We start from the raw sequence: 23,666 nt of genomic DNA, 5'->3' as shown, positions 1-23,666 counted from the left end.
TAAAGACAAGATAGATGACAAGCTCTATCCTGTCTTTTGCGCTGATTCGAGCGATTCAATCGCAGCTGACACGTCCTTCTCGCGATATTGCCCCATTAAACATAACGATTCTTCCGCCCGGCAGGCGTGAGAAGCAATACGGCGCTTGGCTTCCTCATGGTTGTCAAGGATGCCGAGATCACAGAGACTGACGGGGACACCGAGCCGGCGGTAAAACGGAAGCAGCTCTTCAATCTCAGGTCTCCGATTCTCAAGCGCGAGCTGCACCAATATGCCGTAAGCAACCTTCTGGCCATGCAGCACCTGATGTGTCTCCTGAAGAAAACTGAGTCCGTTGTGGACCGCATGCGCCCCTGCCATCCTGCACAAACGGCCGCCATACCCGCCGACCGTTCCCGCAAGCATAATGATCGTTTCCGCCGTATGGATAAACGGCACGGACAGCTCGCCTTTCTCCATGCTTCCGACGGCCGCTTCACTGTAACGCAATAACAGATTACGGATATATTCCGCCTGTCTCAGCCCCGCCTGCGCCATCAGCGGCGCCGCCTCCTCCGTATTTCTGATGACTGCCTCGGCCTCATACCATTTCGCCAGCGTATCACCGATCCCGCTTTTCATATATTCAATGGGAGAGGAAAGCAAAAACAGCGGATCAACAAGCGTCAAATAGCTTGAACGCTTATGATAATCAACTCTGATAAAATTGCCTCTCTCATCATATATGACACTCAACGGTGTACTTGCCGCACACGTCCCCGCAATGGAAGGAACCATCACAGCCTCTATATCAAGCCGGTCTGCCGCCGCTTTTGCCAAATCCAAAATCGTGCCGCCTCCGATACCGATGATCACATCCGCGTCTTCCGCCTGCTCACAGACCTTACGCACCGCCTCAGGTGAACAGTATCCTTTATGCTGAATCACATCCCAGGAAGAACCGCCGCTGTAATCGGAGAACGCCTGATAGGATTTGATTCCGGTCACAATAACGGGTTTTCTGAATGTCTCGAGCAGCCCCGGAAGTTCTTTTGCGATTCCTTCCTTGCATATGTACTGATTCGGGCCGCTTCGGACGATATCTTCAGGCTTCATTCGAATCTCTCCTTTGGCTGGAATTTATATATATTTTCCCACTTGTCAGAAAATACATCAACCGGAGGTGCGTCAGCGCTTCGCTTCTTCCGCCTCCAAAAACAGCTCATCAAGCCGCTCCAAAGCCTCTGCCTTTTCAAAACTGCTGAACCACAGATCATCATAGGAATCAAGGATGCGGTAATGGTGGGAAATCAAATGCTGCTGCAAGCGGAACTCGCCTTTTTTCTCGATGGCTTTCCACCACACCTTGCCGCCCATCGTCTTCCCCTTCGGCCTGTCAATTGTGCGGTGAGCAACCGTTTCAATGACCTCCAGCGGATCATCTCCTAATACGGATTGCAGTGTTTCACTTGATCTGAAAAGCGCGCAAACCGCCACAACGTGCGGCCATTCCGCAAGCGCCCGCCCTTTCTCAATCTGCACCAGCGACTTTTTAGAAAGGCCGATCACATCCGCCATTTTCTCCTGTGTGTAGCCTCTCTCCGACCGGATTTTCTTCAGCTGGACTGAGACAAGCTCAGTCATATAATCTTGATCCATCTCAACCTCCATATTTATCAATATAGCCATTTTACACCGGGGCACGCCTTTTTTATATCAGAACATTTTCAAACGAATCAAAAGAATCGGTAAAAAAGAACCCGGGATTGGCTTATCATTGAAGCGATGTACCTTTCCGCATAATCCAGAATGATGCGTTGAAATACAAACGTAAGCCCGAAGAGACAGGTGCGGGCTCCCTGGCGGTTGAACTCCGGAGAAAATAAAAAGCTGCCGCAGCAGCAGCAGCTAAAACTTTACAGACCGGAAAATCGGCATTATGAAGCGAATACAATCCATCTTGCACTATAATTGACACGTTTTTTCGAACCCTGATTGACCAATTTAAATCTGTATGAATCTCCTTTTTTCAACGAAGGTGTTTCAAAATAAGTCGTTCCATTTTTCTTTGCATTGGCGGTTTTGATTGTTTTCCAGGCACCTTTGCCGTTGACTTGCTTTTGGACGTATATTTTATACGTGCCCTTCCCTTTACTGTTGGATTTAAAAGTCACGGCTCTCAAGCTGTACTTTTTTGTCGTTTTAGTGAATTTAGGATGATATGTATTGATCACATAGTTAGTGAAATACCCGCTTTTATAAGTATGAAGCCAGTCTTTAGCCTCTGCTTTTTGCGGAGAAGAAAAACTCATAAAACCAATTCCGCTGATTAAAAGAGTAAAAATAATGATGAGCGACTTAAAAATCTTTTTGCTTTTCATCGAGAAAATCCTTCCTTCCTGTAACTATTTACCCTATTTATGTTAATGACAATATGGCCAATCATAAATCCGTCCAACTAACCATTTTGACTGCAGGAAGAGGTGTGAACAGCCCTTAAAATGACTATATGACTACTACTTATGATTCTTGTTATTTTTGATTAAGTGATAAAGTTACTTTAAACCGCTATCCATTTTGTTTTTTTTGTATCAATTGTCATAGCGAGGTCTTTTCCTATCAATGCCTCTCTTTCGGCGTTTGTTCTGCGGCTGTATGATGGGGCTCTCCTTGGATAAACTTCTGCACCCATGACAAACTGTCATACGTTTGCCACCTATGAATGAACGCACACTACACCTAATGGAGGGATTGCAATGGACGAAATGGTCCTGGAAACACAACAATGGCTGAATGAAACGTACAAAGGCAGACACGGGTACAACAAAGTACCGGAAAACGGAAAAACGGGCTGGGATACCATTTACGGTCTGACACGGGCGCTTCAAATTGAACTTGGTATTTCAGAACCTGCCGATAACTTCGGCCCGACGACACAAAGATTGTTTAAGCCGTTGAAAAAGCAGGCTCCCGATTCTAAGCCGACAAACATGAATTACATTCTGCAAGGGGCGCTGTGGTGTAAAGGTTTTAACCCCGGCGGATTTTCAGGCGTTTTCTATGAAAATACCGAAAGCGCTGTAAAAGAGTTTCAAAAAGCGGCCGGGCTCACTAAGCAAGACGGCATCGTCACGGCACTCATTATGAAAGCCTTGCTGGATATGAGCGCTTTTCGATTAGTAGCGGGAGGCGACAAAAAAATCCGCCAAATCCAGCAGAACCTGAACCGGGATTACAATGACTACATCGGCTTGATGCCTTGTGACGGCTTATATGCCCGCGATACAAACAAGGCTCTCATTTATGCCCTGCAAAAAGAAGAAGGCATGAGCACAAGCGTCGCCAATGGATTTTTCGGGAACGGAACGACCAGCTTATGTCCTACCTTGACTCCCGGCGACTCACGGACAGGCTTTGTTTTGATTGTTCAATACGCGCTTTACTGTAATGGGAAGTCATTTGACCCCGGTGAATTCGACGGAAAATACGGCGTCGGCGTTGTATCGGCAGTGAAAGCTTTCCAAAAGTTTATGTGCCTGCCGCAGACTGGTTATGCGGACATGCCGACGATTAAAGCTTTATTATCAAGCTCAGGCGACACAACCCGTGCTGCTTCAGCTTGTGACACCGCCGCCATTTTGACGGCAGATACGGCTAAAACTTTGCGTGAGAATGGCTATAAGATCGTGGGAAGATATCTGACCGGGAATGTGCGGACAAGCAGCGGACTGACATCGAAAGCATTAACGTCAAAAGAACTCTCCACTATTTTCAATGCCGGCTTAAGCGTGTTTCCGATTTATCAGGACGGCGGCTATGAATCTTCTTATTTTGTAAAAGACCAAGGAACGAGAGATGCGTACAGCGCTGCATCAGCCGCCCGAAGATTAGGCTTTCCGTCAGGAACGACCATTTACTTTGCCGTCGATTTCGATGCGTATGATTATGAAGTCACAGATAAAATCATCCCTTACTTTCAAGAAATCAAGTCAGCTTTTATGAAAATGCAGGCGTTCTCAACTGCGCCGAAATATGAAATCGGGGTATACGGACCGAGAAACATTTGTATCCGGACGTCAGAAGCAGGTCTGACCAAATATAGTTTTACGGCTAACATGTCGACCGGATTCAGCGGCAACCTCGGATACCCGATGCCGAAAAACTGGGCTTTTGATCAATTTTATGAAGGAACGATCGGAAGCGGAGCGGGAAAAGTCGCCATTGACAAAGACGGATACTCCGGAAAAGACTCAGGTGTAAGCAGCGTCCATCCGCCTTCTGATCCTGTGTATGATGCAAGACTGCGCACACTGACGGATATTTTAACAACCATTCCTGCTTTAGAAAATATATCGAATCTTGCGAATGCCATGTTTGAATTCGACAAGACAGAAACCATTTATGCATCACCTGAAATGGATATTCTTTTATCTACTTCACTTTTGGCAACAGTGCCAAGCGAAGGTTCTCCCAACACAGTTACCATTACAAATGGCAAACCGGGAGCTTATATTACCGGTCTGATGGGAGATTCACAAGTCTCTTTTACAGCATCACAAATTGATTCCTATCAAAACCTGCTTAACAGTCTGAGCTTGTCAGTCCGCAACGGTTATTTAGAAGTGTATGTCAATCCGGCTGCGGGATCGCTGAATATTCAATTTAAAATTTATACACCTGATATTCCGGTCGGTGACAGTGCTACAACTGGACTAACAACTACCATTACATTTAAAATAAAACAAAAGAGCTTCAGGTTGCCGGATTCCGAAGAGGTGTACTCCCCGGATTGGGATTCTGTCGTGAATACCATGGCTATTGCAGGCGCAGGAATTATTGTTATTGTAGGGATCGGTGCTTTAGTCGTTTTAGCACCTGAATTAGGAGGAGCTGCAGCCTTGTTCAGCACGGTTTTATCACTATTTCTATAATTGAACAGGCAGCTCCTTGCTCCAGGAATGCTCAATGAGTATTCTTGGAGTTATTTCTAAAGGAGGATTCGCATGAAGATTGATATGCAGACATACAAGGAAACCGTTCAAAAAATAGAAACCGATTTGATTCCGCGAAGTCAAAATGACGAAGAACTGCTTACATACTTAATGAAACAAGATTCGCTCACACTGAATCAAATGAAAATGTGTTTCACTGAACCGCCCCTCACCTTTCAACATACTGTCAAAATTGTATGTACAGTCACATTCATCACGTTATATATCTTTTTTTTCAGCACTCATTTTAATGATTTGATTGAAATGGCTCTGCAGATGGTTTTCGGTCTGGCCGGCCTTGTTTGGATTATTGCTGTATTTCCGTTTTCAAGAAAAATCCAAGTGTCTGACCGTTTCAGACAAAAATCTGAAAACACCCGTATCACCGGAATGATAGACTTCGTCCTCGAACAACGATACAAAGACATGATCAGTTAAAAACCCCTCTGCTTAAGGGGTTTTTTTATTATGCAAACCCTTCACCCCCCTTATCAGAAAAGGCTCTTCCCCTTTGGAAATAACCGGAACACCCAATTTCGTTTTCAATATAATGAGGTAGTGGATCTGCAAAGAAAGAAGGGCGACATGATGGGTATCATTAATGGAAAAATGTTCATTGACCGATTAAATCAGCTTGGAAATGAGATTTGGCTCGATGGTGAAAAGATCGAGGGACAGATTTCTGAACATCCCGCATTTAAGGGCCTTCTGGAAACGAAGCGCTCTCTTTATGATTTGCAAACGAAACCGGATATGAAAGATCAAATGACTTACAGTCTTCCCGGTAAAAAAGAACGGGCCGGGCTTTCATACCTGCAGCCGAAAACGAAAGAAGACGTAAAAAGAAGAAGAAACATGTTCGAACATTGGGCCAGACACACGCACGGAATGATGGGTCGAAGCCCGGATTATATGAATACCGTGCTGATGAGCTTCGCCTCCTCCGCCGCGCTTTTGAAAGACCGCGAGCATTGTTTTCCGGAACATGTTCAAGCGCTGTATGAACGCGCTGCTGCACAGGATCTTTCTTTTACGCACACGTTTATCACCCCTCAGGTGAATCGTTCACAAATGGGTGTAAACGTATCGCCGACACCTATCTCGGCAAAAGTCGTCGATAAAAATGAAAAAGGCCTCATCATACACGGCGCCCGGATTTTAGCCACACAAGGCGGCCTGACGGATGAAGTGCTCGTGGTTTCTCTGCCTAAAATGTATTTTGAATCGGATGAAGCGTTCGCTTTTTCAATCCCTTCCAATACAAAAGGAGTAAAATTCATCTGCAGGGAATCTTTCGTACTCGGAAAATCAGCGTTTGATTATCCGCTCAGCTCAAGATATGAAGAAATGGATTCTATCGTTGTATTTGATCACGTTTTGGTCCCTTGGGAACGCGTATTCTTTTATAATAATTATGAGGCGGCTTTTGATTTTAATATGAAAAGCTCTTTTAACGCCTTCGCATTTCATCAAGTTATCACGAGACAAATTGTAAAAACGGAGTTTCTCCTGGGCCTCGCCCAAACGCTTGTCGAAGCGATAGATGTGGGCGAATATCAGCATATTCAGGCTAAGATGGCTGAAATCATCACCGGTCTGGAAACGATGAAAGCCCTTTTGGAAAAGTCGGAGAATGATGCGGAAACAGATGAATGGGGTTATATGCGTCCGAGTGTCACTCCGCTTCGTGTGGTCAGCGCGATTTTTCCCGACATCTACCCGCGCTTCACGGAAATCATTCAGCTGATCGGGGCAAGCGGAATGGTGACTTTGCCGACTGAAAAAGCGTTCCGTTCTGACATCAGAGGAGACCTTGACCAATATTTGCAGGCGGCCGAATTGAACGCTGAGGACCGGGTAAAAGTGTTCCGCCTCGCATGGGATTTGACCATGAGCCCCTTTGGAACAAGACAGACACAATATGAGCGGTACTTCTTCGGTGATCCCGTCCGCTTAACCAGCCATCTGTACAGAAGCTACCCGAAAGAAGAACAGACCGCGGTCATCAAGGAATTCCTGCACATTCATAAATAAAACAAAGCAGAGAGCACATCTCTGCTTTTGATAGCTGGATCGGCTGCCGCCGATCCTATTTTTTATTTTGGCTGATCACCACCATCGTAATATGCGATAACGCGAAAGAGACGAGCGTGTACACGACGGCCCACCCGATAAACGAGAAATTCAATACGGTAAAGGTGCATATAAGGCAAACGGCCAAAGCGGCAGCCGGCATAATGAACGCGTTTTTAAACAGATATGTTCCGGCGACTGACAAGATGATGATACAAAGCGGCAGAACACCGAACGCAAAATCCAATTCATCAATCAACAGATGCACTCCCTTCGCTTTTCTTAGTTCGGCCTAACACATCTTATGCCTGAGTACAAAATCGAGTACTTCAAATCTTTCGCGCTCCGGCTGATATTCCCTCCGGTTATTTATTCAAAAAAATGAAAACTTTCCTTAAAGCGTTTACATTCACGCCAGACTGTGATAATTTAAGAAAGCGCTATCATACACAAGTTAATGATTTTTGGATGGAGATGAGGAGAACCAGGAAACCCCGCCCTTTCACAAGGGTGATTTCTGGTTCTTTTTGTCATTTTCAAGGAAAGGAGTCATACATACATCATGATAGACGTTCAGCAAAGGGGAGGATATGATGTTTCAATTGTTTAAGCCGGCTCCGCATATTGAGAGATTGGATGATTCAAAGACGGATGCGGCCTATAAACGGCTCAGGCTGCAAGTATTTTTGGGGATTTTCATCGGGTATGCCGGGTATTATTTGCTTCGCAAAAACTTTGCCTTCGCTATTCCTTATTTTCAGGAACAAGGGTTTTCAAAAGGGGAACTTGGCTTGGTGCTTGCGGCCGTATCAATCGCTTACGGCTTCAGTAAATTTATTATGGGGATGGTGTCTGACCGCTGCAACCCGAGGTATTTCCTTGCGACAGGTCTGTTTTTGTCAGGTGTCGTAAACATTTTATTTGTTTCCATGCCGTGGGTCACGTCAAGCGTGACGATTATGTTCATTTTTATGTTTATTAACGGATGGTTTCAAGGAATGGGCTGGCCGCCTTGCGGACGGACGATGGCTCATTGGTTTTCCATCAGTGAACGCGGCACGAAAATGTCGATATGGAATGTCGCCCATAACATAGGCGGAGGTATTCTCGCCCCGCTCGTGACTCTCGGCATCGCCATGTTTGTTACTTGGAAAAGCGTATTTTTCTTTCCGGCGATTATCGCCATCGTTATTTCATTTGTGATTGTTCTTCTCGTTCGGGACACGCCGCAATCCTGCGGGCTTCCGCCGATTGAAGAATACCGGAATGACTATCCGAAACATGCGTTCAAAGACCAGGAAAAAGAGATGACGACCAAAGAAATTCTTTTCAAATACGTGCTGAATAATAAATTTCTGTGGTATATCGCATTTGCCAATGTCTTTGTTTATTTCGTGCGGTACGGTGTCGTTGACTGGGCGCCGACTTATTTGACGGAAGCGAAAGGGTTCTCTCCTGAAGATTCCAGATGGTCTTATTTCCTTTATGAATATGCGGGAATTCCGGGAACGATTTTGTGCGGCTGGATCAGCGACCGGTTTTTCAAAAGCCGCCGCGCGCCGGCAGGCGTACTGTTCATGGCCGGCGTATTTATCGCTGTATTGGTCTACTGGCTTAACCCTGCCGGTCATCCGCTCATCGATAATATCGCGCTGATCAGCATCGGGTTCTTAATCTATGGACCTGTCATGCTGATCGGGCTTCAGGCCATTGACCTTGCGCCTAAAAAAGCGGCGGGAACGGCAGCCGGCTTAACCGGGTTTTTCGGCTACATCGGAGGCTCTGCTTTCGCCAACGCCATCATGGGTTATGTCGTAGACCGCTTTGACTGGAACGGCGGCTTTATCATGCTTATCTCCTCATGCGTGCTGTCCATCGTCTTCTTGGCTATCACGTGGAATACGGGCAAGCGGGCGGAGCATGTGTAAGAAAACAACATAAAAGATTAATATTTTTGCAGTACAGCATTTACAACGATTTTCTACACTAGAGACAGATATTGATTTTTAAGGGGGAAGAAAACATGCGGAAACATAAGTTGTTTGCTTTGGTATTGCTTTCACTCGGTTTATTGTCATTCATCGTCACGCCTGTATCGGCAGCGGGAAAAGGAAACCTCTTGTCTCCTGACAGAATTTTGACCATTGCCCATCGCGGTGCTTCGGGGTATGTCCCGGAGCACACGATCCTTTCTTATGAAACTGCGCAAAAAATGAAGGCTGACTATATTGAGCTGGATTTACAAATGACAAAAGACGGCAAGCTGATCGTCATGCATGATGAAAAACTGGACCGCACCACAAACGGACAAGGCTGGGTGAAGGATCATACATTAGCCGAGATTCAAAAGCTCGACGCCGGCTCTTGGTTCAATAAGGCCTATCCGGAAAAAGCAAAACCGCAATACGCCGGACTTCGCGTTCCCACACTTGATGACGTGTTAAAACGGTTCGGCAGACATGTAAACTATTATATTGAAACAAAGGCGCCCGAAACATATCCGGGTATGGAAGAAAAACTGATCGCTTCACTGAAAAAATACAAATTGGCAGGTAAGCATGCGAAACTTGGACAAGTTATCATTCAGTCTTTCAGCAGGGACAGCCTTCTGAAAATCAAACAGCTCGATCCGAAACTTCCCGCCGTCCAATTGCTTGAAGCGGAACAGATGACGACAATGACTGACGCAGATTTAACGGACATTAAAACATATGCCGTCGGAATCGGACCGGATTACAAATCGCTGAACGCTCAAAATGTCCGAAACATTCGCAGCCACGGCCTTCTGCTTCACCCTTATACCGTGAACAGCGAGGCGGACATGCGCCGTCTGCTGAATTGGGGCGTAACCGGTGTGTTTACCAACTATGCGGATATATTCCAAAAGGTTAAAAAAGAATACAAATCATAAAGTCAGCATGGGTTCGGAGATGATGCCGAACCCATGTTTTTTTGCCCGATAATGCAAACGCCGTTATGGGTTATGTAGCGGGCGGAGCATGTTATTAAAGCTTACATTCACCTTTATATTAATTAAAGGTATCACTGTAATTTTGAATTACCTATGATACCTTACAAACAAAAGGATATAATTATTTATTTCTATTATCTATTTTCGTTCTTACACTATTTGTAATATATGATAATATTAGTGATACTAAACCATAGACAACAACCCATCCCCAAAAGGATAGATTAAAAACAGTAAACATTAGTATGACAGAAATAACTATACTGACAAGCGGCATTATATACACTTTTTTGAAAATATAAGTGAATATAATCGATAAGACGATAATAGAAAGTGGTAAAATACCAAAAGCAAGATCTAGCTCATCCATTATTATTCTCCTTTGTGAATTTAATTTCCCCTTAAGTATACTCACTCAGCTGTCTAGCCATTTATATCTAATCACCCCATACTTCTTTGTTTTTCTTAATCATAAAAAAGTCATATTCAGAAACATGGGTATTGTTAATAATTTTTTCAAGTCCTCTGATAGGAGTAGATTTTAATTTTTTTCCGTTTTTATAAGAGTAAGAATTAATCACATATTTCCCACCCTTGCTTATTTCTAACAAGAAAATTTCAGACTCATCAAAATAAGTGAATTTTGCTTGGTTTTCAAATTTTGTTGATCTATGTAATGGGAGTTTTTTCTTCGGCTTCATACTTTTCAGATCAAAAGTATAAAGTATTGAATTAGCTGCCAAATGATATAAAGTGTCATTTTTCACAAAAAAGTTATTAGTGGAAAGAGGAATTGCCAGTTGAGAAATTTCATCAGGGATATTATAACTGCCTAAAGGATATGCCCCTTTAAACTTATTATGCTTTAAATCAATTTCTGCTACTTTGAATTTTACTTTGTTTGATTTATCCGTTTGGTTATATAGTATAAAAAAGGCTGAGCTTTTTTTAACTATTATCTGTGAATAAACACTCCAATTTTCTTCATTTAATATAGGAATTGTTGTTCCTTTCCCTACTGTAACTGTAACTTTATCTTTATCTATTTTAATACCCTGAAAAGTCGGTGTTTTGATTGAAGAATCTTCATTTATCACGTAAATATATTCACCGTCATTACCAGTACTTGTATAGAAACCCGGAATAATCTTTTCATGAAATCCATTGCTGTTACCCCATCTGATTAAGCTATTATAATGGTTTTTACCGACTTCTTGATTATTCAAAAAATAAAAGATATTTCCTTTTATTAAATGACCCGATGACTGCCCATAACTTGTATGTACTTGATGTTGCATCGGGAATTTCTTAAAGCTATCGCCTATCATATATACTTCTTTTTTGTCCTGTCTAACTATGTTTTTTTCATCTTGTGCAATGGTTCCAACCTCAATAGCATCTCCTTTTACAGCTGTTGCTACTCCTTTTTCATCAATATATACAGTGTAACTCCCATCTTTAGAGTAATCTATTGTTGCTGAATAATATATAGCTGCAATTTTATCATTCAAGAAATTCTTTTCTTTTTCTGTTTCAGTTTGTTTAACATCAGAAACTGAATTAGTATATTTAAATGTTCCGATACATATAAATATACCTATTAATACTATGACCCCAATTATAATAAGCCACTTAATCTTGTTCAAATATAATCTCACTCCTTAATAATATGACTCCCTAAATAAACTTAGGGAGTGAAAATAATTCATCAAAATGTTTTAATAGTTTTTGTATAATTGGAATCTCTGATGTCTCTAGGGTAGTCGTCCAGTCCTAATTTTCGCGTTTTCATACTTATTACCTCCTGCCATTTGTTTATTCTCCTATATTTTAATTTATTATACAATTATTGTAATCCCGACTTACGTACTGTATTTTTTCTGTGGTTAATTATTTGTTTTGTCTCTAAAGCTTTGACTTGAAGTACAGGAAAACGGATGAAGTTACGGAGAAGAAAGAAACATAAAAGATTAATAGCCGCCCAACATATCTTTTACATTCATTCTTTAGTATGGAAGACAGTTATTGATAAGACGGAGAAATCATGAGAAAAAAAAGAATACTGTCCTTGGTTGCCTGTCGTTAGGCTTTCTCATTCATCGTCACGTCTGTATCGAACCCATGTTTTTTTGCCCGATAAAAAAACCTTGCGGGAACTTACCGCAAGGTTTTTATCAATCACTATTCTTTTCCGGCAGCGGCTTCCGCCTGTCCGCCTTTTAATTGATCATTGATTGCTTTGGCGTCTTTCAAATACTCAGTCTTGAAGCCGCTCTTCAGCGCCCACGCATAGAAGGCAAGGGCAACGATTGCGATCAGCCCCATATCCCACCCGTACGGAATGATGTTCAGACCGCCGAATTTTTCACTTCCGAGCCATGAAATGACCATCATGCTGAGCAGATAGAAAACCATCCAGACGCCGCCTTTAAAGTTTCTGCGGAATCCTTTCCACTTCGCTTTCGCTTGGTAGTAGAAATAAATCGGAAGGCCGATCAAAATGATAAACAGCACCTGCCCTGTTAACGGCCAGCGCGCCCAATACAGCACGAGAGACGCGAACACGAAGCCGAGCGGTGCAACCACGCTGAGGCCTTTCAGACGGAGAGGCCGGTATAAATCCCCCGCCGTCCGCCGCAGCGTCATCACCGTCACGGGACCCGTGATATAAGAAATCAGCGTCGCAACGGAAATGATTTCAGCAAGCACGCCCCATCCTCTGAATAAAAACAGAAAGATAAACGATACGATCAGATTGAAAATCATCGCTTGGCGCGGCACGCCGTACAGCGGATGAAGCTTTCCGAAAATGCTCGGCATATATTTATTTTTTTCCATGCCGTAAATCATGCGTGACGTCGTAGCGGTATATGTGATACCCGTTCCTGACGGAGATACGAACGCATCCGCATAAAGAATAATGACAAGCCAGTTGATATTCAATGCGATCGCCAAATCGGCAAATGGAGAGTTGAAGTTCAGGTGACTCCAGCCGTGAACGATCATGGAAGGTTCAACCGCACCGATAAATGCGATTTGCAATAGGACGTAAATGACGGTTGCGACCAGCAGCGAACCGACAACCGCAATCGGAATCGATTTGCCGGGATTTTTCGCTTCTCCGGCCATGTTAATCGGGCTTTGAAACCCGTTAAACGCAAATACGATACCTGATGTGGCCACCGCCGTCAGCACGCTCGCCCAGCCGTTCGGCGCAATGCTTGAACCGGATGTGAAGTTTCCGCCGTGAAAGCCGGTAAACAGCAGCGCTCCGATTGTCAGCCCCGGAATAATAATTTTAAAGATGGTAATCAATGAATTCGCTTTTGAAAACAAGTTAACTGTCCAATAATTCAGTAAAAAGTAAATAATCAGTAATACGGATGCGAAGCCGAGCCCCTCTCCCGTAAGAGTGCCGTTGTGAACGAGATTGCTTGTCCATTTTGCCCATTCCCACGGCCATGAGCTCATATATTGAACAGACGCAACCGCTTCCACCGGAATAACGGAAACAATCGCGATCCAGTTTGCCCATCCTGCGATAAATCCAATAAATGATCCATGAGAATATTGAGTATATTTTACCATTCCCCCGGCTTCCGGGAACATTGAACCCAATTCACTGTAAGAAAGTGCGATAAATAAAATAACGATCATACCGATAATCCAGGAAATAATTGCGGCAGGTCCCGCAATCTGAGCCGCCCGCCACGCTCCGAATAACCAGCCGGAGCCAATCATCGACCCAAGTCCGACCATCATGAGTGCAAACGTTCCCATTCTGCGATGTAATTGATTCATAAAGTTAACACCTTTCAATTAAAATATGACTCCAGCGCTATCATATATTTATAATATTATTCTGAAAATAGTTTTGTCAATCTTTATCGCATTAAAGCAGAAAGCCAAAATTACCCTTCAGATGTTTAAACAGCCGTTAAGCGGGAATAACTACTGCAAGCCAGAAATAGAAAGGAGTTTTTATCGTGAAACAAAAACTGCTCATTTCAGGACTTGCCGTGTCGACTGTCGGAGTGACTTCCTACCTGCTCAAAGATAAATCAAACCGCCAAAAGGTGATGAACTTTATCCGCAATATGAAAACATCGCTCTCCGGGAAGCAGGATATTGAATCATTCCCCGTCAACAAAGCAGGCAACCCGCACCCCGAAGATATTGAAGATAACAAAATGGTATCCGAAGGCTCCATGTACCCGGTTCAATATTATGATGACAAGAAGAAATAATCTGTTCCCGGGCTGCCCGGCCGTATCAAACGGCGGCAGCTTTTTTATGCAGACGGCGTTTGATAGAACCGCCAATATTGGCGCGAGCCTTTATCCCGAACGGTAATGCCCAGCTTGGTTATTTCCGCTTTCAGCTCTTTCGCGTCAGCCTTTTCTTCCTCTTTCAGCGCCTTTTCTCTCGCTTTTAAAAGAGCATTAGCCCCCGGCTCCAAATCCGGCGTGTCCGGCACCCACCGTTTATATTCTTCTTTAAAAGGATCTTCCGTCCCCAGCCAGACATACCCATGCGCGCGAAACGCATCAGCCGCTTTTTCAACCGCCGGCTCAAGCTTCTCCCGAAAAAGCTCCTGCCCTTCAGTCCCCAATAAGACAAGATGCTTTTCATCCGTAAACACACCGGAAATGCTGTCTTTCGAGTACACGCTTTCTTCATTATATATGGTTAAGGACACCTCGCTGTCCGTCACGACCGCCGTAAGACATTCTTTAAAAACAGTCCGCGTCAGCCACAATCCCCCGATTAAGCCGATAACGGCGATGACAGCCGCAGCCTTCCATCCGTGAAAAGAAGCGATCATTTCCAGCGGCCCGATAACAGGCAGCCAATCCAATGTTACGGCCCATTTCGCAATGACCGGCAGAAACCATCCGATGATCAGCCCCAATAATGGCGGCACCAGAAAAACTAAAGCTTTTTCAACCGATGATAACTCAAGAACCGTCTGTTTTTTTATTTCGTTCATGTTTCTCCTCCGTCTGTTTTTTTCACAACTATCCATTATACAAAGGTTTGGATGATTATGTAAACTGTTTCCGAAACAATAAAAAGCCTCCCGGCCGCCGGGAGGCTTTTTAAAACAGGAGCTCATATACTTCATTCAATTCCATCGTGCGCTTCTCATCCTGCTCGTTCTCAGCATATTTGATTTCCTTTTCAAGCACCTGATTCAGCACATCCATTTCCAAATCATTTAGATCTTTCACAAACTCGCCCTCATTTGCATAATGCTTCACCTGAAGCTTTTTATAAATCCCTCGGCACACGTCATGCTCCAAGTGGTTCGAAAGCGACTCGCGCAAATATCCGAGTGTCCTGTCCATCATGTAAGCCCTCCCTTTTCTATAGGAATAGCTTCCCGGAAAGAGAGAAAAACTATACATGAAAGCACCGGACGACTGTTTTAACTCTGTACCTGAATGGAGAAAAACCCGCTGCTTAATGGCGTGTACGGCCCGTTCAGCCCCGTTGCGGAGAAAGAGAACGTTCCTGAACTGACATAAGAAAGAGGAACACTGTAATATTTAATATAGCCTGTAACGATATTGCCGTTTTTCGTATATTCATCTTCCAGCGCTTTTGACGTAAGACTTGTAATATTCGTTCCGTTGTTAAACGCCTGGATCGTGTTATTGTTCGGATACCCTTGGAAATATACGGCTAAATAACCCGTTGTACCCTTCATTGGTTTTGATGCGCTGATTTGGTTCGGCCCGATATTTTCCCATTGGTAACTCTGACCGTCAGACGTCACACCGATAATACGGATTTGTGTTAAAGCAGGAGCCGGCGCCGCAGACGCTGATGGAGCCCACAACCCGCTCACAAGCAACAAAACAGCAACGGCCGCCGCGAATAGCGTAACGAGTCTCTTTTTCATGTTTCTTCCCCCTCTTATTCTTTTCGTAGAATCCTATACTATTTTACACGATTTACAAGGAAAAAGATTACATTTTATAAAAGAGTCCGGAACACTTTGTGAACTAGATATGAAACGCTCTTGAAACGCCGTTGATCATGAGAAAGATGCCGCAGATTCTTAACACGACTCTCGAACTTCTGTCATCTTTACCGAAAAAGGTTTTTCCGAGCCTCCCGATCCATACGTTCATTGCGGCTCCCGCGAGCAATTCTATGATTCCGATCATTTCTGCCATATACAAAGCAGCCACCCTTCTAACCGTTTTTTTTCATATGACGGTTTATCATATAAAGTGATAAGACCAATGACGCTGCACCGGCGGCAAGAAACAGGCTCAGCGGCACTATCTGCATGCTGCCTCCGCCATTGTTTTGAAATGCGCCGATCGCCCATTTTTCAGGGGTAAACAACGACAGCATCCGCATGTACTCCGGAGCTGCGTCTAATGTGAAGAAAGCCCCTCCCAATAAACCCGTGACAGCTATAAAAACGGAAGCAAGCGACGTGAATTGCTTTTGGCTCTTCATGAACGGTATCACGGCCATCGTTACAGCAGTCAGCGCAAACGAGCAGGCCGCAAGCACCGCTCCCGCAGCAAAAACATGATCAGCAAAACGGATATGCAGCATGAATGTTCCGGCAGCGAGGATCACGATAATATGGAGAAGTCCGAAAAGATACGCCGCCGCAAACTTAGAGATTGCATATGCCGTATAGGAAACGGGCGTGCTCAGCAATCTGTCATATGTATGATTTTCTTGTTCATCTATAAATGATCGCAGGCTTTGGACTGCAACGAACCAGATAAACATCACTAAAAATCCGGTAAGTCTGTCGGCTGCCTGTCCGCCTTCATAAACGTGATGGCGGTCAACATTGACGGCGGTTTGACCCTGAATATCCTTCAAGAGATCAGCTGCCGCCTGCTTCCCGTCGGTGTGCAGCGTGCGGGATATCACTTTTGCATCGCGGACTATTTTTTTCAGCGCGCCCGCCTGCTGCGCAATCAGCTGCTCTGTCAAAACAGCATCACCCTTTTCTTCATTCTGAATAAATGAAACGTTCAATTCATCTCCGGAAAATAATTTCTCTTCAAAATGAGAGCCGATCAGCAATCCAAAGGATATATCCTGATGATTAACCTTTGTTTTTAATACGTCCTCCGTGACCTTCGTGACTTTTATATGGCCGGCTGTCTGAATCATTTTCATAAATTGCGCTGAATAGACGCTCTGATCCTCATCAGCTACATATACTTCCTTCTGCTGACTGCCATCCGCAGAAAAGGAAAAGAAATATGTGAGAAGGAGCGGGGCGGAAATCGTCGCAAAGATGGCAGCCCGATTTTGCAGCATCAGTTTCAGCTGATGTCTGATCATGAATAACAGCTGCATCATGAAACAGCCTCCTTCCGTTTAAACACCCAGATGGTCAAACATAAAAACACGGCGCCGATGGCGGCAAGCTCTGCCAAATCCGCCGCAATACCGCTCAGACCGGCATGCTGCGTGACACTGACATAGCTGTTGATCGCTTTGCCATTCGGTATCAGCTCCTGCACGATTTTCAAACTGTCAGGCAAGCCGTCTTTTGCGATAAAGCTTCCGCCTAAAAAACTGAATCCGTATAAAATGGGAGCTGCCATGCTTGAGACGGTCTCGTGGTTTTTTGCAGCACCCCCCCAAAGAAGCACGATACTGCCGATCGCAAATGAATAAACAATCGTAACCAGCAATATTTCAAACAAATTGCCCCATTTTACCTGATACAAGATGCTGCTTGCGATGATGACGGCAGCCATTTGCATAAGGATGGCAAGCATGATTCCCAAAAGCTTACCCGCCACATACTGGATACGTAAAACAGGCATTGATTTGATTCTGAATAACGTGTGCTGCTGTCTCTCTTCCACTATGCCGTGAATGAGCGCAAACGCGGTCATAATGGAGAACATGACGACCATTGCGATTGAATAATACTGCATCGCATCAATCGGAGCCGCGTGATTGCCGGCTGACTGTTTCGTAATGGTGACAGCCTGTTCACGTTCACCCGAAAGGCCGCTGATGATTTTGCTGACATCTCCCTTTGACAGATGTCCCGACTTCTTCAGCACCGCTTTTTCTTCACTGATCTCCGCTTTTACTCTGGTGACAAACGAATCGGCCATCATTTCCACAATTTCTCCGTTTACAGAGCCCTGTTGGTCCGAGATGACTTTGATACTTGTTTTTTCATTGTGTTCTGCCGCTTTTGCAAAGCCTTTCGGTACGTATACAAAAACGGAGACTTTGCCGCTTTCGACAAGCTGTTTCCCTTCTTGGTAACTGCCTATGTCTTTTACACGGATGAGATCAGTTTGTTTCAGCACGTCATTCTTTAATACGTCGCCGAAAGAACTCTCCGCGTGATCCGCATTATAAAACGCGGTCTGAAATGGCTTCACTTTCGAATCGCCGTGAAAAACCGTTCCTAAAATAAAAATCATCAGTGCCGGAAACAGAATCAGTTTTATATAGAAAGACTTTGCTCCGGCCAATAACCGAAAATCTAATAAGATCAGCCTGAATAATATTTTCATGACGCCCCCCTATGAATCCCGCAGCGTTTTGCCGGTGAGCCGGAGGAAAATGCTTTCCAGATTGGCTTCCTCGAAATGAATGCCCTTAATGGTGATACCGGTTTTCCTGATATCATCCGCAATATCAAGGATATTGCGATCTGCCGCAGAGACGAGCATCGTAATGGTCTGCTGGCTGACAGCAGCCTCGGCAACACCGGGAATGCGGCGGATTTTTTTAACGGCATCATCATTCAGCCCCTCTGCATTCACGATCAGGGTATCAGAAGCTTTGGCTGACTGCTTCAATTCGTCTTTCGTCCCGCAGGCAATGATTGAGCCGTGATCAATGATCGCCGCTTTTTCACAGAGGTATTCGACCTCTTCCATGTAATGACTCGTGTAAATGACAGTCATCCCTTTTTCTTGATTTAACGTCTTCACGGTTTCAAGAATGTGGTGTCTGGATTGCGGATCAATTCCGACGGTCGGTTCATCTAAAATGAATAGTTTCGGTTCATTCATTAGCGCGGCCCCGATATTCACCCGTCTTTTCATGCCGCCTGAAAACTCAGATATCCTTTGATTTCGCTGTTCCTGTAATTCGATGATGTCCAGCACTTCATCAACCCGTTTACAAAGTTCCTTACCGGAAAGTCCGTACAGACTCCCGAAAAAAGCCAAATTATCCTTTGCGCTTAATGCTTGATATAAAGCGATTTCCTGCGGGACGACTCCCATCACTTTTTTTATGGCCGCAGGCTGCTCCTGTAATGAGGTTCCGTCAATGCAGATTGTTCCGCCCGTCGGCGGGAGCACGGTGCTGATCATCGACACCGTTGTTGATTTACCGGCGCCGTTTGGTCCCAGCAGACCGAATATCTCTCCTTTTTCGACGCGCAGTGATATATGATTGACAGCGGTAAAATCGCCGTACTTCTTTGTCAAATCCGTTAATTCGAGCATTCGTGCAGCACTCCTTGTGTCATGTCTGCACTTATTCTACTCTCGGCAATCCTTGTTTTCTATTCACTTTCGTACTCGATATGGGTATTACTTTCGTCATGTGTTTAGTGATAAAAAGGGAGAGAGGAGGGTGAAGCGGGGTTATAGCAATTTTTGCAAATATAAGGTAAGCTCGGTTCTGTTTGACACTTCAAGTTTATCGAGGATTCTGGATACATAGTTTTTCACAGTGCCTTCAGTCAGAAATAAGTCTGCGGCAATGCGTTTATTGCTTTTGCCTTCCATAATGTGTTTCGCCACATCAAGCTCTCTCGGCGTGAGAATCTCCGTCAGCTTTGACTGCGGCTCTTCCTGCACCGCAGGGATTTCCATATTGTTCAGCGCTTTTACGACGGAAACCGTGATTTTGGGATTCAGCATCATCTTCCCTTCATAAACGGCTTGAAGGGAGGCGATAATTTCATCTGAATCAGCATCCTTCAAGAGATAACCGTCGGCTCCGCTTTTCAGCCCGGCAAAAATATAGTGATCATCTTCAAACGTTGTCAGAATGATGACTTTTACGGAAGGATATCGCGCTTTTACCGCTTTTGTCGTTTCGATTCCGTCCATACCGGGCATTCTGATATCCATCAAAATCACATCGGTTTCGGTTTGAGAAAGCAGCCGGAGAACCTCTTCGCCGCAAGAAGCCTCTCCCGATATTTGAATTCCTTCGTGAAGACTCAGAATCATTTTCAGCCCCTCTCTCACAATGGACTGGTCGTCTGCAATCATGACATTCACTTGATTATTCCTCCTTGCATGGAATGTTTATTTTCACGTCAAAACCCGTTTCATTTCCCGAAGAGAAAACAGCTTCTCCGCCAAGTGCGGCTGCTCTTTTCTCAATTCCTTTCAGACCATTTGACTTTATGATCGTTCCGCAGGCTGAGCCGTTATTATGAATATGCGCCAATATCATGTTTCGGTTTTTTTGAATCCGGACAGAAACATATGAAGCATGTCCATGCTTTATCGCATTCGTAATCGTTTCCTGAACGGATTGATAAAGACAATGCTTCACATCCGGCTGTTCCGCTTCTATGGCCGCGTCCATCTCCAGCTCGAAGCGTATGCCTCCCGCCTCTTGAAAATGGCTGAAAATGTCACGGAGCTCTTGCTCAAATCCCCGCCCCGGCAAAGAGCCTTGCAGCAGCATAACGGCCTGGCGAAGCTTTAAAATGGATTCTTTCGTAAGATCATGCGCCTTATGAATGATCTGCTTCACTTTGTCCGGCTGATGCCCGGCTGTCTTCCCGGCAAATTCCAAATTCATTTTCAGAGCAGCCAGATAATGACCGAGAGAATCATGCAGCTCCTGCGCAATTCTAGTTCTTTCTTTCGTAACGGCCAGTTCCTCAATCCGGTCTGAATATTCCTTCAGTGTGTCATTAGCGATCTTCAGCTCTCGGTTCAGCAATTCAACCTTCGACTTCTCCTGCAGGTTTTTCCGATATAAATAAATCACCGCAAACATGATGAAGTATGGCGGCACGATATCACTGACACCCGCTCCGCCGGCGTATAAAGCGGCGGCAAATGCGGCGGCATTCATCGTTAACAAAACAGCCGAAATCTGCTTATCAGTAATAAGCACCTCCGCCAATAAAAGCACCATTACGGCCTGTGTCCCCACACTATAGACATTGTACAAAAGTACTCCCGCGATAACGTTGCTCAGGAGAAAAGAGCCTTGATATACAGCCGGCCTTCTCTTCATATACAGCGGCCGCAGGCAGTCATTAGCCGTCAGCATAATCACGAGCACAGACAAAAAAACCTTCAGCTCCCCCCGGCCGGGAGGAAGCTGAAGAATCGCATGAAAGATTGATAGTAATGCAAAACCCCTGATCAGTAACTTCGTATGTGCAATCTTCATCGAATTCTCCTTACAAATGAGCGGCGGCTTTCCGCTCCACGTTCAGCACATCATACAGCTCATCAAGCGAATGAATCTCGTATGTCGGGATGATTCCGGACTCATTTGCTTTCTTTCCGGGATTAAACCAGCACGTATCCATTCCCGCCATCTGACCGCCTTTTATGTCCGCGCTCAGTGAATCGCCGATAATAAGTCCGCCCTCGGCAGAAAAACCGGGAATTCTCGCAAACACGTAATCAAAGTATTCCTTCATCGGCTTTTGAAAACCCGTGTCCTCAGATACAAACACATCTTTAAAGAACGGATACAGACCGGAGTCGCCCAACCGCTTATATTGTGATCTTGAGACGCCGTTCGTCACGATGTATAAATCAAATAAAGGACTCAGCCGTTCAATCAGCTCATAAGCTCCGTCTATCATCTGGTGCCCTTCTTCTAAGTATTGGCGGTACGCCTGATTCATCAGCACGCCGTCGGCTTCGAGGCCGTATTCTTTAAACAAAAGGGCAAACCGTGTATTGACCACTTCATCGCGGGTCATTTCCCCCTCTTCAAACGCTTTCCACAGCCCCTGATTTAACGCTTTATAACGGGCTTCCACCTCTGCCGTCAGCTCCAGCTTTGAACCTTGAAACAATTTTTGAAGAGCATCGGTTTCTGAAGCGGTAAAATCCAGCAGCGTATTGTCTATATCAAATAATAACGTACGGTAATGACTCATCGATGTTTCCCCCGGTTCTGCTTTTTTTAACCAGTATACCACTCGCGGACAAGCCGAAAAAGACACCCCTGTAAGAGAGGTGTCTTTTTGAATTATACAGCGTCTTCTATTTTCGATTTTTCACTAGGCATGCGCTTGCCGATACCGAAAGCATAATAGCTGACCGTCACAATCGCCAGGAAAATCACCCCGACAACCAAAGAAATCCGCGTATCTTTGTTAAACCACATGCCGATCAATACCATGAGTAAGAAAGCGATCGTCAAATAGTTTGTAAACGGCGCAAAAGGCATTTTAAACGGATGCTTATCAAGTTCAGCGCCCTTCGCTCTTCTGAAACCGAGATGGCTGATTAAAATGACGAACCACGGAATCATTCCCGGCAGCACACTCGCGCTGTACACATAGACAAAAATTTTCGGAGGCGCGATGTAGTTCAGCACGACACCGATCACAAGTCCGATTAATACCGCAAGCGTACCGAATATCGGCACACCGCTCGAAGAAACTTTCTTAAAGAATTTCGGGGCCTGTCCGTTCACGCCCAATGTATAAAGCATGCGTCCCGCACTGAATATCCCGCTGTTGCATCCGGACATCGCAGCGGTAATCACAACAAAGTTAATCAAACCGGCCGCCGCCGTAATCCCGACTTTCGCAAATGTCGAAACAAACGGACTGCCGAGTGAGTGAAGCTCATTCCACGGATATACGGTAACGATGACGAAAATCGCACCGATGTAGAAAATTAAAATCCGCCAAATAATACTCTGAATCGCGCTTCGCAGCGTTTTTTGCGGGTCCTTCGCTTCTCCTGCCGTAATCCCGATCAGTTCGACCCCTTGATAGGCCGCAACAACCAAAGACAAGGCAAAGAAAAATCCTGAAAAACCATTCGTAAAGAAACCGCCGTGCGACCATAAATTAGATAATCCGATCGCATGCCCTCCGTTACCGAAACCGAAGAAAATAATCCCGATTCCGGCCACGATCATCAGAATAATGGTGACGATTTTAATCATGGCAAACCAAAATTCAAACTCACCGAAAGATTTTACCGAAATTAAATTCGCCGCACCGAGAATGGCCATGGCGATAATGCCGGGAATCCATGCCGGCAGATCAGGAAACCAATATTTCATATACGAACCGACGGCGATAATTTCAGACATCCCGACGATCACCCATTGAAACCAGTTGCTCCACGCCGTCATATAGCCGGCTAACGGATGTATATACTTATGGCCGAATGTCGCAAACGACCCTGTACTCGGCTCTACATAGAGCATTTCGCCCATCGCACGCATGATAAAAAAAATAAAGATACCTGAGATCGCATAAGCCAGCAGGACAGACGGCCCTGTCCATCCGATCGTGCTGGATGACCCCATGAATAAACCGACACCGATCGTGCCGCCCAGCGCAATCATCTGTATATGACGCGCGCTTAAGCCTCTCTTTAATTCTTTGTTTGCCACTTCGCTTCCTCCTCTTAACAGCTCTGATATATGTGAAATAATGAAGCAGAAGGTGC

At 44.8% G+C, this 23,666-nt stretch carries 24 protein-coding genes; 6 read left to right on the top strand and 18 right to left on the bottom strand.

Annotated features, from left to right (window positions below):
- Positions 1-24: 24 nt before the first annotated feature.
- From SB847_RS16525 to SB847_RS16515, 3 genes are all read right to left on the bottom strand, one after another.
- On the bottom strand, positions 25-1,095 hold the full coding sequence (locus tag SB847_RS16525; RefSeq protein ID WP_326156744.1) for an iron-containing alcohol dehydrogenase family protein: 1,071 nt from the start codon (positions 1,093-1,095) through the stop codon (positions 25-27).
- A gap of 72 nt (positions 1,096-1,167) precedes the next feature.
- Entirely contained in the window at positions 1,168-1,638 is a 471-nt protein-coding gene (locus tag SB847_RS16520) for a helix-turn-helix transcriptional regulator (RefSeq protein ID WP_003156718.1), read from the bottom strand.
- 278 nt (positions 1,639-1,916) lie between these two features.
- Positions 1,917-2,360: a hypothetical protein gene (locus tag SB847_RS16515; protein ID WP_038456840.1), complete on the bottom strand. Its 444-nt coding sequence runs from the start codon at positions 2,358-2,360 to the stop codon at positions 1,917-1,919.
- 375 nt (positions 2,361-2,735) lie between these two features.
- On the opposite strand from SB847_RS16515, the gene SB847_RS16510 reads away from it, so the two are divergent.
- The 3 genes from SB847_RS16510 (at position 2,736) to hpaB (ending at position 7,004) form a co-directional block, all read left to right on the top strand.
- Positions 2,736-4,910, top strand: a complete 2,175-nt coding sequence (locus SB847_RS16510) for a glycoside hydrolase domain-containing protein (RefSeq protein WP_088461498.1) — start codon at positions 2,736-2,738, stop codon at positions 4,908-4,910.
- A 72-nt stretch (positions 4,911-4,982) separates the two neighbouring features.
- Positions 4,983-5,408, top strand: a complete 426-nt coding sequence (locus SB847_RS16505; protein WP_044802693.1) for a hypothetical protein — start codon at positions 4,983-4,985, stop codon at positions 5,406-5,408.
- A 150-nt stretch (positions 5,409-5,558) separates the two neighbouring features.
- Entirely contained in the window at positions 5,559-7,004 is a 1,446-nt protein-coding gene (gene hpaB / locus SB847_RS16500) for a 4-hydroxyphenylacetate 3-monooxygenase, oxygenase component (RefSeq protein ID WP_044802692.1), read from the top strand.
- Positions 7,005-7,059: 55 nt separating this feature from the next.
- Here hpaB and SB847_RS16495 read toward each other — a convergent pair whose 3' ends face one another.
- Positions 7,060-7,302 carry a DUF2651 family protein gene (locus tag SB847_RS16495; protein ID WP_007408994.1) on the bottom strand — a complete coding sequence of 81 codons (243 nt, stop codon included), beginning with the start codon at positions 7,300-7,302 and terminating at the stop codon, positions 7,060-7,062.
- A gap of 334 nt (positions 7,303-7,636) precedes the next feature.
- Here SB847_RS16495 and glpT point away from each other — a divergent pair, with 334 nt between their 5' ends.
- The gene (gene glpT, locus SB847_RS16490) at positions 7,637-8,971 is read left to right on the top strand and encodes a glycerol-3-phosphate transporter (protein WP_410578078.1); all 1,335 of its coding nucleotides are present in this window, start codon (positions 7,637-7,639) and stop codon (positions 8,969-8,971) included.
- A 95-nt stretch (positions 8,972-9,066) separates the two neighbouring features.
- Complete coding sequence (locus SB847_RS16485) at positions 9,067-9,954, top strand: glycerophosphodiester phosphodiesterase (RefSeq protein WP_410578076.1); 888 nt, start codon at positions 9,067-9,069, stop codon at positions 9,952-9,954.
- A 181-nt stretch (positions 9,955-10,135) separates the two neighbouring features.
- On the opposite strand, the gene SB847_RS16480 is transcribed toward SB847_RS16485, so the two are convergent.
- The 3 genes from SB847_RS16480 to aimA all read right to left on the bottom strand — a co-directional run bounded on the left by SB847_RS16480 (position 10,136) and on the right by aimA (position 13,815).
- Positions 10,136-10,384 (bottom strand): DUF2651 family protein, encoded by a 249-nt coding sequence (locus tag SB847_RS16480; protein ID WP_032872681.1) that lies wholly within the window; start codon positions 10,382-10,384, stop codon positions 10,136-10,138.
- 67 nt (positions 10,385-10,451) lie between these two features.
- Positions 10,452-11,660, bottom strand: a complete 1,209-nt coding sequence (locus SB847_RS16475) for a hypothetical protein (RefSeq protein WP_410578073.1) — start codon at positions 11,658-11,660, stop codon at positions 10,452-10,454.
- A 535-nt stretch (positions 11,661-12,195) separates the two neighbouring features.
- The gene (aimA, locus tag SB847_RS16470; protein ID WP_007609126.1) at positions 12,196-13,815 is read right to left on the bottom strand and encodes a glutamate/serine transporter AimA; all 1,620 of its coding nucleotides are present in this window, start codon (positions 13,813-13,815) and stop codon (positions 12,196-12,198) included.
- A 185-nt stretch (positions 13,816-14,000) separates the two neighbouring features.
- On the opposite strand from aimA, the gene SB847_RS16465 reads away from it, so the two are divergent.
- Positions 14,001-14,261: a hypothetical protein gene (locus SB847_RS16465; RefSeq protein ID WP_003156732.1), complete on the top strand. Its 261-nt coding sequence runs from the start codon at positions 14,001-14,003 to the stop codon at positions 14,259-14,261.
- Between the two features lie 44 nt (positions 14,262-14,305).
- Here the strand turns inward: SB847_RS16465 and SB847_RS16460 are convergent, their stop codons facing one another.
- The 11 genes from SB847_RS16460 to SB847_RS16410 all read right to left on the bottom strand — a co-directional run bounded on the left by SB847_RS16460 (position 14,306) and on the right by SB847_RS16410 (position 23,610).
- Positions 14,306-15,004 (bottom strand): YqeB family protein, encoded by a 699-nt coding sequence (locus SB847_RS16460; protein WP_032872674.1) that lies wholly within the window; start codon positions 15,002-15,004, stop codon positions 14,306-14,308.
- A gap of 109 nt (positions 15,005-15,113) precedes the next feature.
- Entirely contained in the window at positions 15,114-15,362 is a 249-nt protein-coding gene (locus SB847_RS16455) for a sigma-G-dependent sporulation-specific acid-soluble spore protein CsgA (protein ID WP_032872819.1), read from the bottom strand.
- An 80-nt stretch (positions 15,363-15,442) separates the two neighbouring features.
- The gene (locus SB847_RS16450; RefSeq protein ID WP_032872671.1) at positions 15,443-15,919 is read right to left on the bottom strand and encodes a DUF4879 domain-containing protein; all 477 of its coding nucleotides are present in this window, start codon (positions 15,917-15,919) and stop codon (positions 15,443-15,445) included.
- A gap of 103 nt (positions 15,920-16,022) precedes the next feature.
- On the bottom strand, positions 16,023-16,202 hold the full coding sequence (locus SB847_RS16445) for a hypothetical protein (RefSeq protein ID WP_011996242.1): 180 nt from the start codon (positions 16,200-16,202) through the stop codon (positions 16,023-16,025).
- 13 nt (positions 16,203-16,215) lie between these two features.
- Positions 16,216-17,358 (bottom strand): ABC transporter permease, encoded by a 1,143-nt coding sequence (locus tag SB847_RS16440; RefSeq protein WP_410578070.1) that lies wholly within the window; start codon positions 17,356-17,358, stop codon positions 16,216-16,218.
- Positions 17,355-18,542 (bottom strand): ABC transporter permease, encoded by a 1,188-nt coding sequence (locus SB847_RS16435; RefSeq protein ID WP_410578068.1) that lies wholly within the window; start codon positions 18,540-18,542, stop codon positions 17,355-17,357. Before SB847_RS16435 ends, SB847_RS16440 begins: the two co-directional genes overlap by 4 nt.
- 9 nt (positions 18,543-18,551) lie before the next feature.
- On the bottom strand, positions 18,552-19,487 hold the full coding sequence (locus tag SB847_RS16430) for an ABC transporter ATP-binding protein (protein ID WP_410578066.1): 936 nt from the start codon (positions 19,485-19,487) through the stop codon (positions 18,552-18,554).
- 141 nt (positions 19,488-19,628) lie between these two features.
- A complete protein-coding gene (locus SB847_RS16425) occupies positions 19,629-20,273 on the bottom strand; it encodes a response regulator (protein ID WP_014416791.1) in 645 nt (214 codons plus the stop codon).
- Positions 20,274-20,277: 4 nt separating this feature from the next.
- Positions 20,278-21,408: a sensor histidine kinase gene (locus SB847_RS16420; RefSeq protein WP_410578064.1), complete on the bottom strand. Its 1,131-nt coding sequence runs from the start codon at positions 21,406-21,408 to the stop codon at positions 20,278-20,280.
- A gap of 10 nt (positions 21,409-21,418) precedes the next feature.
- Positions 21,419-22,132, bottom strand: a complete 714-nt coding sequence (locus SB847_RS16415) for a YjjG family noncanonical pyrimidine nucleotidase (RefSeq protein WP_042634759.1) — start codon at positions 22,130-22,132, stop codon at positions 21,419-21,421.
- A gap of 92 nt (positions 22,133-22,224) precedes the next feature.
- Positions 22,225-23,610 (bottom strand): amino acid permease, encoded by a 1,386-nt coding sequence (locus SB847_RS16410; RefSeq protein WP_410578061.1) that lies wholly within the window; start codon positions 23,608-23,610, stop codon positions 22,225-22,227.
- Positions 23,611-23,666 lie beyond the last annotated feature (56 nt).

It is taken from the genome of Bacillus sp. SIMBA_026, assembly GCF_046535335.1.
GTDB lineage: Bacteria > Bacillota > Bacilli > Bacillales > Bacillaceae > Bacillus > Bacillus velezensis.
This window is presented reverse-complemented; position numbering and strand designations above follow the sequence as displayed.